General features: G+C 63.2%; 11 protein-coding genes, 1 tRNA gene and 1 pseudogene. 9 read left to right on the plus strand and 4 right to left on the minus strand.

All coding sequences use genetic code 11. The features are described from left to right. Together ABX74_RS26645 and ABX74_RS26650 are read left to right on the plus strand one after the other, a co-directional pair. Positions 1 to 564, plus strand: a pseudogene (locus ABX74_RS26645) (dihydrodipicolinate reductase); the annotation flags it as partial. Next, a complete protein-coding gene (locus ABX74_RS26650) occupies positions 561 to 2,189 on the plus strand; it encodes a long-chain-fatty-acid--CoA ligase (RefSeq protein WP_020970392.1) in 1,629 nt (542 codons plus the stop codon). The pseudogene ABX74_RS26645 and the gene ABX74_RS26650, both read left to right, overlap by 4 nt. A 74-nt stretch (positions 2,190 to 2,263) precedes the next feature. Here the strand turns inward: ABX74_RS26650 and ABX74_RS26655 are convergent, their stop codons facing one another. The 3 genes from ABX74_RS26655 to ABX74_RS26665 are packed head-to-tail and all read right to left on the minus strand — an operon-like array spanning position 2,264 to position 5,785. Beyond that, positions 2,264 to 2,995: a hypothetical protein gene (locus ABX74_RS26655; protein WP_047890091.1), complete on the minus strand. Its 732-nt coding sequence runs from the start codon at positions 2,993 to 2,995 to the stop codon at positions 2,264 to 2,266. Then, positions 2,992 to 4,509, minus strand: a complete 1,518-nt coding sequence (locus ABX74_RS26660) for a carotenoid oxygenase family protein (RefSeq protein WP_047890092.1) — start codon at positions 4,507 to 4,509, stop codon at positions 2,992 to 2,994. Before ABX74_RS26660 ends, ABX74_RS26655 begins: the two co-directional genes overlap by 4 nt. Before the next feature lie 43 nt (positions 4,510 to 4,552). After that, the gene (locus tag ABX74_RS26665; protein WP_020908687.1) at positions 4,553 to 5,785 is read right to left on the minus strand and encodes an acetyl-CoA acetyltransferase; all 1,233 of its coding nucleotides are present in this window, start codon (positions 5,783 to 5,785) and stop codon (positions 4,553 to 4,555) included. A gap of 123 nt (positions 5,786 to 5,908) precedes the next feature. Here ABX74_RS26665 and ABX74_RS26670 point away from each other — a divergent pair, with 123 nt between their 5' ends. The 5 genes from ABX74_RS26670 to ABX74_RS26690 all read left to right on the plus strand — a co-directional run bounded on the left by ABX74_RS26670 (position 5,909) and on the right by ABX74_RS26690 (position 10,822). Further along, complete coding sequence (locus ABX74_RS26670; protein ID WP_047890093.1) at positions 5,909 to 7,120, plus strand: acetyl-CoA C-acyltransferase; 1,212 nt, start codon at positions 5,909 to 5,911, stop codon at positions 7,118 to 7,120. Further along, positions 7,117 to 8,040, plus strand: a complete 924-nt coding sequence (locus ABX74_RS26675; protein WP_020970396.1) for an SDR family NAD(P)-dependent oxidoreductase — start codon at positions 7,117 to 7,119, stop codon at positions 8,038 to 8,040. Before ABX74_RS26670 ends, ABX74_RS26675 begins: the two co-directional genes overlap by 4 nt. Then, a complete protein-coding gene (locus ABX74_RS26680; RefSeq protein WP_029255965.1) occupies positions 8,037 to 8,861 on the plus strand; it encodes a DUF1295 domain-containing protein in 825 nt (274 codons plus the stop codon). Before ABX74_RS26675 ends, ABX74_RS26680 begins: the two co-directional genes overlap by 4 nt. Then, complete coding sequence (locus ABX74_RS26685; RefSeq protein ID WP_020908689.1) at positions 8,858 to 9,724, plus strand: acyl-CoA thioesterase; 867 nt, start codon at positions 8,858 to 8,860, stop codon at positions 9,722 to 9,724. Before ABX74_RS26680 ends, ABX74_RS26685 begins: the two co-directional genes overlap by 4 nt. Before the next feature lie 81 nt (positions 9,725 to 9,805). After that, positions 9,806 to 10,822 carry a winged helix-turn-helix transcriptional regulator gene (locus tag ABX74_RS26690; RefSeq protein WP_031330889.1) on the plus strand — a complete coding sequence of 339 codons (1,017 nt, stop codon included), beginning with the start codon at positions 9,806 to 9,808 and terminating at the stop codon, positions 10,820 to 10,822. Between the two features lie 9 nt (positions 10,823 to 10,831). On the opposite strand, the gene ABX74_RS26695 is transcribed toward ABX74_RS26690, so the two are convergent. Next, complete coding sequence (locus ABX74_RS26695) at positions 10,832 to 12,211, minus strand: LLM class flavin-dependent oxidoreductase (protein WP_047890094.1); 1,380 nt, start codon at positions 12,209 to 12,211, stop codon at positions 10,832 to 10,834. 242 nt (positions 12,212 to 12,453) lie between these two features. Here ABX74_RS26695 and ABX74_RS26700 point away from each other — a divergent pair. Together ABX74_RS26700 and ABX74_RS26705 are read left to right on the plus strand one after the other, a co-directional pair. Then, positions 12,454 to 12,529 (plus strand) — tRNA-Arg (locus ABX74_RS26700). Between the two features lie 49 nt (positions 12,530 to 12,578). Next, positions 12,579 to 13,477 (plus strand): formylglycine-generating enzyme family protein (locus ABX74_RS26705; protein WP_047890095.1); only part of this gene is annotated, 899 nt, incomplete at its 3' end.

Consider the following 13,477-nt stretch of genomic DNA (forward strand, 5'->3'; position numbering starts at 1 on the left):
GTGCTCGACGCTCGCGGCATGCCTGACCCCGACTTCGCTTTCACCGTCATGGGAATGGGTTCGCCCCCGGAGGAACTGGACGGAACCGGGCCGTTGCCCTCGCTGTACGCGTCGCTGTATCTGGAGACCATCGCGTTCATGTGCGAACGTCTGGGGATCACCTACGACGAGGTCATATCCGATCACAGGGTCGTTGCGGCGCGAACGGATCTCGACGTGGCCGCCGGACGCATCGCCGCCGGAACCGTCGGAACCACCGAATGGCGCTGGCACGCAATGGTCGACGGAAAGCAGTTCCTCACTCTGGCCATCATCTGGACCATGGAACCCGATCGTGAGGAATACGCGGGGCGCGATCAGTGGGAAGTCCATCTGTACGGCAAACCCGAGATCGTGATGACCGTCAATCTCGTCGAACCACAAGATCCGAACAGCCGGACAACCGCCGGTCAGTTCATCACTGCGGGCCCGGCACTACGCGCCGTCGAGCATGTACTCGCTGCTCCCACCGGCATTTTCGAACCCCCTGTCTTTGCCCCCTTCAGATTGGAGCATTCAGCATGACCACTCAGCCGACGGCCGTAGGTTCGACTGCCACCCGTGAACCCGCCACCCGCGAACCTTCTGTGAACGCGCTCCTACCCGATGGTCGCCCCGTGCAGAATCTCGAAGACTTGCTGCGCAGCCGGGCGATTGCCAGTCCGGAGAGCACCGCCGTCATCTCCGATGACGGCCGTACCAGTTTCCGCGAGCTGGACATCGAAGCAAATCGTGTCGCGAATGCACTTCTACGCGATGGTGTTCGAACAGGTGACCGGGTGGCGTACATCGGCGCCAATGCACCGTCTTTCCTCTCCGTCCTGTACGGATCTTCGAAGATGGGCTCGATTCTGACGGCCGTCAACAATCGGCTGGCACCGGGCGAGGTCGACTACATCCTGAGCAACAGCGAGCCGACCGTCGTCGTACTCGGAGCAGGCGATGAGGGCCTCTCCGACGTCGCCGCGGCGGTCGGTAGCGTCCGGACCGTCGTCACGGTGGACGGTTCCGCAAACTCGGTCTCGTGGAACGACTGGCTCTCCGGTGCAGGGGACGACGACCCAGGAGTGTCACGCCTTCCCGACGATACCGCGCTGATCTTCTACTCGTCGGGAACCACCGGCCACCCCAAGGGAATCGAACTCACCGGCGCGAACCTCGGCCGCGCCCTCGCGACCATGTATCACCTGCTCGATCTCGACACCGATTCCGTGGCCATGTGCCCGGTCCCGTTCTTCCATGTGGCGGGGCTGGGTCTCGCTCTCGTCACGACGCTCGGCGGTGGCGCTCTACTTCTCAAGACCATCGCCGGTCCGCTGGAGCTGGTGGCGCTGATGCAGGAGTACCGGGTGACTCATGCGGTCGCTGTTCCCGCGGTGATCAGCGTCCTCACCTCCCTTCCTGCTGTACGCGAGGCGGATTGGAGTGCCCTGCAGTTCCTGGTCTACGGAGCGGCGCCCATGCCGCTACCCCTGTTACAGGACGCCACCAAGGTTTTCGGATGCAGTTTCCTGCAGGCCTACGGACTCACCGAGTCGACTGGCGGCGTCACCATGCTGACCCCCGAAGATCATCGGGCGACCGACGAGTCGACCGCGCATCGGTTGAAGTCCGTCGGGCAACCGATGTTCGGCGTACCCATCCGCATCGTCGATCCCGTGACGCTCGAAGACGTCCCGGTCGGTACTCGCGGCGAGGTGGTCATCGGCGGCGCTCACGTCATGAGGCGCTACTGGCGCAACGAGGCAGCCACTGCGGCCACCATGTTGGACGGCGACTGGCTCCGAACAGGAGACGGCGGATCGTTCGACGAGGACGGGTATCTCTACCTCCACGACCGCCTCAAGGACATGATCGTCTCCGGCGGTGAGAACGTCTATCCCGCCGAGGTGGAGAGCGTTCTCTCCGGCCACCCCGGCATCCGGGAGGTCGCGGTAGTCGGCGTTCACTCCGATCGGTGGGGTGAGACTCCCATTGCGGTGGTCGTTCGTTCGGGCGATTCGGCTGTCACCGAAGCGGAGATCATCGAGTGGTCACGCGAGCGACTGGCGCACTTCAAGTGCCCCAGTGCAGTTCAGTTCATCGAGGAACTGCCACGCAACGCGAGTGGGAAGCTTCTCAAGACTCGTCTGCGACAGGACTTCGCTTGAGTCCATGACAAGAATTCGGGGCCGGTCGCGTTGAGCGATCGGCCCCGATTTCTGTCGTTCGATGTGAAGCTCGCTCAGCCTGGGTGAATCCGGAATTCGACGCCGCCGACGATCAGGCCGGGCTCGACGGTGTTCGCTCCGATCGACGCCGCCAGATCGACCGCACTGAGCATCGACCGCTCGCCCGGAACGAACGACACGGCGCGCGACCCCAGCGCAATCGAGAGTGATCGCGCCGAATCCAGTTTCTTGCCGAACACTTCGGCCCACAGCGCCGCCGTCTTGGCCGGATCGGGAGAGGACACGTCGACGCCGAGAATGTCGTCGACCCGTGGATCGAGGGAAACCTCCTTCTCCGTCTGGTCCCAGAACCACTCGTCGGCGTCGGGAATCTCGTCGAGTTCTACGAGCAGTCCGAGATCACCGGGATGAAGTTGGACGATCCGGTGACCGTAGGCCTCCAGATCGGCCACCGTCCGAACATCGGCCGCAGCTGCACGTTCCAGATAGGGCTCGATGTTCGAAACCTGGATCGAGAGTGCATAGCCGCCCTCCCCTCCACCCTTGCGGATCCATCTCGCCAGCGAGACCGTCTCGTCGAGCGGCGCGACGATCTCGAGAAATGCCTGCGGCCCGACGGCCAAGGTCTCGTCGGCCAAACCGATGTCTTCGAGCAGTGGATCTGCGAATCCTGGTGCCAGATTCAACGCTTCACGTAATTGTTGACCGGTCTTGTCCAGGTCTCGTGCACCGATCACCACCTGCCGCAGGATCTCCCACGTGCCCGCGTCGTGCGTGCCCGTCACAGTCCGACCGCTTCGGCTGCGGTGTCGGCACTCTGCCAGCGTCGGAGCTCGTCACCCGGCGCCCACGTCGAGTGGGTGCCACTCGAAATCCGTTCGGGAAGGCGAAGTTTGCACAATGGTCCGTCTCCGACGCGGGCAGCGTCGAAGATCAGGCAGAAGGACGCGTCCTCGTTCATGTCGGTGGTCAACGTGATGAGATAGCCGTCGTCTTCGGCGGTACCACCCACGCGTGGTGCCATCGAGGTCTCGCTTCCATACACGCCGTCACCGAAAGAGAATCGTTCCTCGTTCCCCGTCAGCAGGTCGTGTTTGACCAAGCCGTCGAACAGGAACCACGACGGCTTACCAGAAGCCGCATAGGCGTATCGGTACTTCTCACCCGCGAAATTGCCGTTCATCATGCCGAATTCGGTGATCGAGTCACTGAGTTGCTCTTCACGCGTGGCTCCGGTGACCAGGTTCAAACGCCAGCGGTGAAGCCGGGTCTGCATGCGATCGAGAGCGAGGAAACGGAAGGCGCGTTCCCACTGATTGCCCATACCGTTGTCCGACGGCTCCGGATCACCCTGGTAGAAACCGTCCAGAACAATCTCGTCCCCCTCTTCGTAGGCGTTCACGAAGTGCAGGACGTAGGTCGGATCGGCCTCGAACCACTTGATGTCAGCGGTGTTTCCGCGGCGTGGGATGACTCCGAGACGGAGCGGGATATCGGGATGGAAATTCGCGACGTGCGCACCCTTCTCCAGTAGAACCGGATCCCAGAACAAGGGGCAGTCGTTGAGGATCGCGTAGTTCTCCGTGAAGGCCATGTCGTGTGGCAACCGCGGACCGGGAAGCGGGACGTCGACGTAGTGGACCAACTCGTTGGCCGAGTCCACGACGCCGTAGTGCATGTACGGCGCTTCCTTGCTGTAGTTGAAGAACAGCATTTCTCCGGTCTTGTCGTCCACCTTCGGATGCGCGGACACACCCCATTCGAAGGGGAACTTGCCGTTCCAGCTTTCCTTTCCGAGTGTCTCCGCCGACATCGGATCGAGACGATACAGATCTCCGCACTGGTAGAAGCTGGTGAGAGCAGTCCCCCGGTGAACGACGACGTCGGTGCTGGACGCGTCTTTCATCCGGGTGCGCGCACCCTTGCCGCCCTCGGGGCGACTGAGTTTGGGAGACTCGGCGAGTCCGGCCCACAAGGCGCCGCCGGCATCCTGCTCGGCCGCCAACCCGTCAGTCCGTACGAATCGATTGCGGTAGAACGACTCTCCGTCACGAAAGCCCACGATGTGAATCATTCCGTCGCCGTCGAAGGGATGATAAGCCTTCATCGAGGGATGGAGCGGATTCTCGGTGTTGCGCAGGTAGACACCGTCGAGGTCTTTCGGAACCTCACCGAATACGACTTCGAGGTTGTCCGCTTTGAACTCGGTGGTCTGGGGTTGCCACGGGCCGGTGCGATACGGGTGATCGTCATCGGCGGGAAGGGTGGACAACAACTTGCCTACGATTTCGACGTCCATGGAATTCTCTTTTCGACTGATGGGGAAAGGCTGGGCTGCACTTTCAGGAAACTGCGTCGACGACAAAACTGACGGTGGTGGCCGTGCTTCCACCGAAGTTGAGCGTCGCAAAGCGGCTCGCACCCTCGACTTGGAAACCGCCGGCCTTTCCCGTCACCTGATGGGCCGCGTCGAGAAGCATTCGAACACCACTGGCACCCACCGGATGACCACCGCCGATCAGACCGCCGCTGGGGTTGATCGGTAGCTTGCCGCCCATGGCGATGTCACCACTCTCGATGGCTTTCCACGACTCGCCGGGCGCGGTCAGACCGATGTGGTCGATCGCGAGATACTCACTCGCCGTGAAACAATCATGTGTTTCGATCCCGTCTATCCCGGCCAGGTCGACTCCGGCCCGGGAGAAGGCACCCATCACCGCATCCCGAACGTGTGGCATCACGTAGGGATTATCGGCGTCACGGGCCAGCTTCTGCTCGAGACCTAAACCAACAGTCCGGTGACCCCAGCCCGCGATCTGGGCCAGCGGAGTCGCCGCGGCATCAGGATGCTCACGGAGGTACTTGTCCGTCACCAGCACAACCCCGGCGCCACCGTCGGTCACCTGGCTGCAATCGAATCGTCGAACACCGCCTTCCACAACAGGATTGGTGGCGTCGTCGCCGCCTGCATTCCCGAGCAGATCGGGTACCGCCCAACCGCGTGTCTGTGCATTGGGGTTGTTCTTCGCGTTCGCGAAATTGATCTGCGAGATCGCGCGAAGATGAGATTCGTCGATCCCGTAGCGCCGCCCGTACTCCTTCGACACACGATCGAACATGTACGGCCACATGAATTTTGCTTCCTGACCTTCGTGTCCGACCCAGGCTGCAGCGCCCAGATGTCCGGCCGCGTCATCACCCGGAACCGTCTTCTCCAGTTCGATACCCATCACCAGAGCCGCGTCGTAGTTGCCGGCGCGCAGGTCTGCCATCGCGGCGAGTACGGCGATACTGCCCGATGCGCACGCCGCCTCGTGCCGGGACGAGGGCACACCCCATAGATCTGGATGCACGGTGGCGGGCATCGCACCCAGCTGACCTTGGCCGGCAAACAATTGACCGAAGGCATTACCGACGTGGATCACCTCGATGTCGGCGGCAGGAACCTTCGCCGCGGCCAGGGTGTGGTTCACCACCTCTTCGGCAAGGTTCGCGAAATCGAGTTCCTCACGGGTGAAGTTCCGTGCGAAGTCGGATTGGTACCCGCCGAGAATCCAAATGTTCGAAACAGTCATGACCTCTCCCCTTGCCGATCCGGCATCGGTGACGTCACCGAGATACCCGTGCATCGGCGGTTGTAATTTCATCGCAACCGTACTACAACTAGCAGAGTAACTCTACTAATTGAAGGGTTGAAAATGACTGATGCTTTTGTCCTCGACTACGTGCGCACACCGCGCGGCCGAGCATCGACGCGAGGTGCCCTCCACGAACACAGCCCAGTCGATCTTGTCGTCCACCTGGCCAAGGCTTTGCAGGGTCGAACGAACCTCGCCGCAGAACAGATCGACGACGTCGTTCTCGGTTGCGCATCGCAGGTGGACGAGCAGGGCGCGAACATCGCGAGAACTGCCGCACTCCTTGCCGGTTGGGGCGATTCCGTTCCCGGCGCGACCCTCAATCGTTTCTGCGCATCCGGCGTCGACGCAGTCGGCCAGAGCGCAGCCCGCATTCGCAGCGACGACGTCTCCCTCGTCGTGGCCGGTGGCGTCGAAAGCGTCTCCCGCACTCCGATGTTCAGTGATCGCGGACCGCTGTGGATCGACCCGGCAACCATCGCGCAGATCGGCTCCATCCATATGGGTGTTGCCGCCGACTTGAATGCCACGATCGAGGGGTACTCCCGCGACGAGTTGGATGCGTACGGCGTCGAAACCCAGCACAAGGCTGCCGAGGCCTGGCGCAACGGCGCATTCGAGCGGTCCGTTGTGCCCGTTCCCGGCAGAAATGGTGAAGCCGGAATCGCGCACGACGAACTGGTCAGGGCAGAGACGACGGCAGAGGGACTCGCCGCGCTGCCTCCGGCCTTCGAAGGGCTCGGCGCCGCCGGTCAGGATGCACTCGCGCTCGCCGCCTACCCTGAGGTCGGCAAGATCGAACACCTGCACACCGTCGGATCCTCTCCCGCCATGGCCGACGGCGCAGCACTACTACTCCTCGGATCCGAGAAAGCCGCGGCCAGAGCCGGCCTGACCCCTCGCGCACGGATCATCGGATCCGCCTCGACTTCGGTGAATCCGGTTCTCATGCTCACGGCGGGCCAGAGCGCCGTGGAGGCAGTCATCGCTCGAGCCGGGCTTCGTCCACAGGACATCGACGTGTTCGAGTTCGCAGAGGCCTTCTCCGCGCTCTGCCTACGGTTCCGCCGCGATCTTGACGCCGGGCCGGACCGCATGAACCCCAACGGAGGCACGATGGCGATGGGCCATGCATTCGGCGCCACCGGAGCAATTCTCGTCGGCGCGTGTGTCGACGAACTGGTACGGAGCGACGGACGCTACGGTGTGGCCGCGGTCAGCGGCGCCGCCGGTGTCGGAGTCGCGGTGCTCGTCGAACGGATCGCCTCGTGACCGCCAGTTCACTCTCGGGCCGCGTTGCCGTCGTCACGGGAGGGGGTAAGGGCCTCGGCCGTGCCGTCGCACTGCATCTCGCGAGCCGAGGGGTCACGGTGATCGTCAACAATCGAAATCGCACACTCGACGGGAGCGGCCGGGGCCCTGCAGATCAGGTTGTCGACGAAATCCTCGAAGCCGGTGGCCACGCCGTCGCCAACCACGACGACGTCACCGACCCCGAGGTCGGTCGAAAGTTGGTGGACGACGCTCTCACTCGGTTCGGACGACTCGATTTCTGCATCACCAGTGCCGCGGTCAGCGGTCCACAGATGCTCCATCGCACCACCGCCGAGAACCTCAGCACCGTCATCACGACAAACGTCGTCGGGACCGCGCTGGTTGCCGCTGAAGCCTCCCGAGTGATGCGCGAAGCCGGATTCGGGCGCATCGTGATGATTGCCTCGACCGCAGGACTGCACGGCGAACCCACCGTATCCGCCTACGCCGCCAGTAAGGGTGCCGTCATCGCACTGGGCCGCACCGCGGCCGGCGAAGGCGCGAGTCGCAATGTGTTCACCAATGTCGTACTGCCCTATGCCACTACGCAGATGACCGAGTCCGGAATGGACCCACGATTCATCGACATCATGGGGGCCGACCTGGTAGCCCCGGTGGTCACTGCTCTCGTCGATCCCGAGTCCACGACCAACGGGCAGGTGATCGTCACCGCAGGTAACGGAGTGCGTTCGGCCGACGCCGTCGAGGGCTCGACCGAATTCTTGCCCACCACCACAGAACTCGATGCCAAAGCGCTCGACGCACTGCTCGTGACCAGCCGGCTCGGCACTCCTCACACCTATCCGAGCGCACAGGAAGCCTTCGCGGACTTCGCTTCCGAACTGCTCGACCACCACAATCAGAAAGCGCGCGCATGACCGACATCCCATTGGGCGACCTTGCACTGAACTTCGGTGTGAGCGCACTCGCCGTACTCGTCTTCATCGCAGTCGTGATGGCCGTAGCCATCCGGATGAACAATCACTCGATCATCGACATCTGTTGGGGGCCTGGCTTCGCCGTCGTCGCCGTCGTCTCGTACCTGACGTCCATCGGATCGGACGGCAACGATCTGCGTCGCCTCGTGGTGCTGGCGCTGACCGTGGTGTGGGGAATGCGACTCGGCCTCTACATCGGTTTCCGAAACCGTGGGCACGGGCAGGACAAGCGCTACACTGCCCTACTCAAACATCAACAGGGACCGCTGGTTCCGTTCCTGATTCGCAAAATCTACGGCCTCCAGGGCGTTCTCATTCTCGTGGTGTCGCTGCCCGTCCAGTTCGCGATGTACGAGTTTCGCGCCCTCGGAGTCATCGGCGCGATCGGCATCGCAGTCTGGACCGTCGGCTTCGTCTTCGAATCGGTTGGCGACTACCAACTTTCCCGATTCAAGGCAGATCCGGCCAATTCGGGAATGGTGATGGATCGTGGACTCTGGGCCTGGACCCGGCATCCCAACTACTTCGGCGACGCATGTGTCTGGGTCGGACTGTTCATCCTCGCGCTTGGTGATCCATTGGCGCTGATCACGATCGTCTCGCCGATCGTCATGATCAAACTACTGGTGAGCTACAGCGGTAAGGCCTTGCTCGAACGAGGCATGCGCAAGAGCAAAGGCCAGGCCTACGACGACTACGTCGCCCGGACCAGTGGCTTCTTTCCCCGTCCGCCCCGTCCGGCACGAAACCACGCGTCGTGAGCGCCCCCACGAGTGGTCTCGCCGACGTCTTCGATCTGGAATCGACCGGCCCGGACCGGTGGCAGGGGTCGAACGACGGTGTTCGTCTACCTCAATTGTTCGGCGGCCAACTGGTAGCCCAGTCGATTCTCGCAGCCGGGCACACGGTTACCGACGGCAAAGCGATCAGTTCCGTCCACACGCACTTCCTTCGCCCGGGGTCGACGAATCGCGCGACCGAGTTCTCGGTAGATCGCCTTCGGGACGGAAAACGCCTGTCCACCAGAGGCGTCGACGTCCACCAGGACGGACGACTCGTCTGCCGTTCGACGGTCTCTGCCTCCTCGATCGACGAGGGCATCACTCACAGTCGCGCCGTACCCGCCGCGCTCCCGCCCGCTGAGTGCGTGACGTTGCAGGAGTTGGCCGAGGCAGACGGCGGGCTGGGCGAGGTGTGGGAGGAGTTCTCCGCCATCGAGATTCGTGTGTCCCCCCTCGATTCGCAGTCCCCCACGACGCATTCGGCGGCGCCTCCGCGCAACATCTGGATGCGTTCGGCTCAGCGACTGAGCGACGATCCGCTGATTCACGTCGCTGCTCTCGCCTATGCCAGTGATCTGATGCTGATGGCAACCGCGCTGACTCCGCACGGCTACGACATCGGGCAGGAGCACTCGCTCGATACGGATTGGACGGGCGTGTCCCTCGATCACACGATGTGGTTTCAGCGTCCCGTGCGAGCGGACGAGTGGCTCCTCTTCGAGCATTCGACACCCACTGCTCATGCCGGCAGAGCAGTCGTGAATGCCGCGGTCTTCGATCAGTCCGGACTCCAGATCTGCCAAATCACCCAGGAAGCGTTACTCATTGCCCGTATCGAGTGATTCCCGACTCTTTCTGCAGACCACTCGGTACGGTCTCGCGGTGCCGCAGGGTTCGCGGCCTATGATTTCGGGGTGGTACGAGTGAATGCAACCGGATCTTCGGCGTCGGCCGGATCTCCGACACCCACGCCGTCGGTGGGCGTCACCGAGTTGCCTGCGGGCGGACCCAACGCACTGGCGGTCACGCTCGGGCTACTGGGAGACGAGTGGAACCTCTGGATTCTGCGGTTCGCCCTTTTGGGGTCGCGTCGATACAACGACTGGCTGGCTCTCGGGGGAATCTCCAACTCCGTGCTGTCCTCACGGTTGGCAGTCCTGACGGCCGGCGGAATGCTCGAGCGCCGGGAGTACCAGCAGAACCCGCCGAGGCACGAATACTCGGTCACTCGCAAAGGCCAGTCGATCTGGCCGGTCCTCATCACCATGTGGTCGTGGGAGAAGCAGTGGGCACCGAATGAAATCGCGCCACTACCGCCGCTGCGGCACAGCACCTGCGGAAACGACTTCACTCCGATCCTGCGTTGCAAGGAGTGCGGCGAGGACGTGGACGTGCGATCCCTGGACTCCCGAATGGGGCCGAGTGGGGACTTCTCACGCAGTGTGCCCGAAGCAACGTCGAGGCGCCGCTCCACCAAGTCCGAACGCCGACCGGAAATCCTGGCTCACACGATGGAACTCGTCGGCAATCGCTGGTCGGCAGCGATCATCGGGGCAGCTTTCCGCGGTGCCCGTCGCTACGGAGAGTTCGCCGAGATCACCGGTGCGCCGCCGGCAATCGTCGCCGATCGGTTGAAGCACCTCACCGAGATCGGTGTGATGGAAACGCGGCCGCTTCCGGATCGCCCACAGTGGTCGGAGTATCGACTCACCGACAAGGGAACCGCGTACTTCCCCGTCGTGATGTGCATGATCTCGTGGGGTCAGCGCTGGTTCAGATCCGCGGACGGTCCGGACATCGTTCTCCATCACAAGGCGTGTGGAAAGCGGTTCGAAGCAAGGCTGGGTTGTAGTGCGTGTGGTGAGGAACTGAGGTCTTCGGACATCGAGGCGATCGACCTCACCACCTCGGTGCACGTGCCGGGGTCCGGCTGGTCCTGAGATCCCCACTCAGCCGGCAGTGCGGATCCGGTCGAAGCTCCGGCCTCGGTGTTCGAGCGGCAGCCTGTCCCCTCGCCCGAACAATTTGTTGCGCAGCGTCCCCGCTTCGTAGTCGCTCTGGTAGGCGCCCCTCCTCGTCAGCTCCGGAATCACATGCTCCACAATGTCTTCGAAGGTTCCAGGAGTCACCGCGTACGCGAGATTGAAACCGTCGACGTCGGTCTCGGCAACCCACTCCTGCAACTCGTCGGCGACCTCCGCGCCGGAACCGACAACGATCGGGCCGAGCCCGCCGATACCCGCCCACTCCGCGATGTCTCCCACCGTCCATTCGCCGCCCTTCTCGTCGGCCTGACGAAACGATGCGACCGCGGATTGAATGGCGTTGCTCTCGACGTTCCCGATCGGCTCGTCCGCCCGGTATCCGGAGAGATCAATTCCCATCCACCCCGAGGTGAAAACGAGTGCGCCTTCACTACTCGCGTAGCTGCGGTAGTCCTCGAGCTTCGCCTGGGCCAACTCGGGGGTTCGGTCGGTGACGATCGTCAACAGTGTGTAGATGCGGGCCGAGTACGGATCGCGCCCGACCTTCGTCAGTTCGTTTCGGATTCGGGCAACGGTGTCTTTGAGAATCGCCTTTGTCGGTGCACCCACAAAGATCGCCTCGGCATTCTCGGCGGCGAACCGAACCCCGCGTGGCGACGCGCCGGCCTGGAAGATGACCGGCGTCCGCTGCGGAGAAGGTTCGGAGATGTGGATGCCCGGAACCGTGAAGTGCTTGCCTTCGTGCTCGATCGGGTGAACCTTGGAGGGGTCCGTGTAGACCCCGGTGGTTCTGTCACGCACCACCGCGTCGTCTTCCCACGACGTTTCCCACAACTTGTAGAGAACTTCGAGGTACTCGTCCGCGTGGTCGTAGCGATCGTCGTGCTGGAGTTGGTCGTCCTCGCCCATGTTCCGTGCGGCCGACGGGAGGTATCCGGTGACCACGTTCCACCCGATTCGCCCGTTCGTCAGGTGGTCGAGGGTGCTCAAGCGCCGAGCAAACGGGTACGGATGCTCGAAAGCTGTACCTGCGGTGATACCGAAGCCCAAGTGCTCGGTCACGGCCGCCATCGCCGACGCCAGCAGTAGCGGGTCCGAGACCGGTACCTGCGCGCCCTGCCGCAGCGCTGCGTCGTGATTGCCGCCGTACACGTCGTATGTTCCCAACACATCGGCCAGGAACAGCCCGTCGAATCGTCCACGCTCGAGGAGTTTCGCCAATTCCGTCCAGTACCTCAGATCCGTGTACCTGGACGACTGGTCCTCCGGGTGACGCCACAGACCTGGCGATTGGTGGGCGACGCAGTTCATGGCAAAGGCGTTGAAGCGGATTCTGCGGGTCATTCCCGCACCATGCCGTGCCTGCTCCGCGGTGACCACCATTGCGATCAGTGCGATCGGTTCGGCTCCTGCTTGCTCCCGGCGATACCGTCGACTTCGCGACCTCGTCGGCGGGCCGCTACACTGACTAGCGCAGCTGTGACGCCCGAGGCTTCGTGCCGACAGGTCGAGCGGATGCAACAGCAGTATCGGGAATCGAAAACCCCGGCAGCACAGGGTTTTCAGCACTTGTCGGTACGCTCCCCGCCCTCGTAGCTCAGGGGATAGAGCATTCCTCTCCTAAAGGAAGGGTCGCAGGTTCGAATCCTGCCGAGGGCACCAGGTGGGACTCTCCCCACATCGGCGTGACCAACGTGCCATTCTTGAATTCATGACGACGCCTCACTCCACGGCAACTCCACCGAAGAACATGTCTTTGATCCCGGGTGGGACGTACTGGATGGGCTCCGAAGACTTCTATCCGGAAGAACGCCCAGTTCACCAGGTCACCGTCGACGGATTCTGGATGGACACGACGGCGGTGACAGTCGCCGAGTTCCGACGCTTCGTGAAGGCAACCGGCCACGTCACCACTGCGGAAATCGCCCCGGATCCCGCCGACTATCCCGACGCCGATCCAGCCCTCCTCGTCCCGGGATCGTTGGTCTTCAATTCGCCACCCGCCCCGGTTTCACTCGACGACTACACCCAGTGGTGGTCGTTCACCCCCGGAGCCGATTGGCGCCATCCCGAGGGCGCCGACAGCAACATCGGGGGACGTGAACGGCACCCCGTCACCCACGTGTCGTACTTCGACGCCCAGGCCTACGCCGCGTGGGCCGGCAAGGAACTCCCGACCGAGGCCGAGTGGGAGTTTGCCGCCCGTGGCGGACTCGATCGCCAGGCCTACGTGTGGGGCGATCACGACTCTCCGGGCGGGCGCCCCGGTGGCAACGTATGGCAGGGCCAGTTCCCCTGGGAGAACCTGCTCGAGGACGGGTACGAGCGCACCGCTCCGGTCGGAAAGTTCCGGCCCAACGGCTACGGACTGTTCGACATGGCCGGGAACGTGTGGGAATGGACGGCCGACCACTACACGTCCGACCACGCCCACAGTTCCAAGAACGTCGCGCCGGCCTCGTCGTGCTGCATTCCTCGCAATCCCCGCGCGGAGTTCGCCACCGAGGCCTTGGCCGGCGAACCCTACGCACGACGGGTGATCAAGGGCGGCTCACATCTGTGTGCACCGAACTACTGCTTGCGATATCGCCCTGCCGCGCGGCAGGGCGC

It is taken from the genome of Rhodococcus sp. ARP2, assembly GCF_001029585.1.
In the GTDB taxonomy this organism is placed as follows: Bacteria; Actinomycetota; Actinomycetes; order Mycobacteriales; family Mycobacteriaceae; genus Rhodococcus_F; species Rhodococcus_F erythropolis.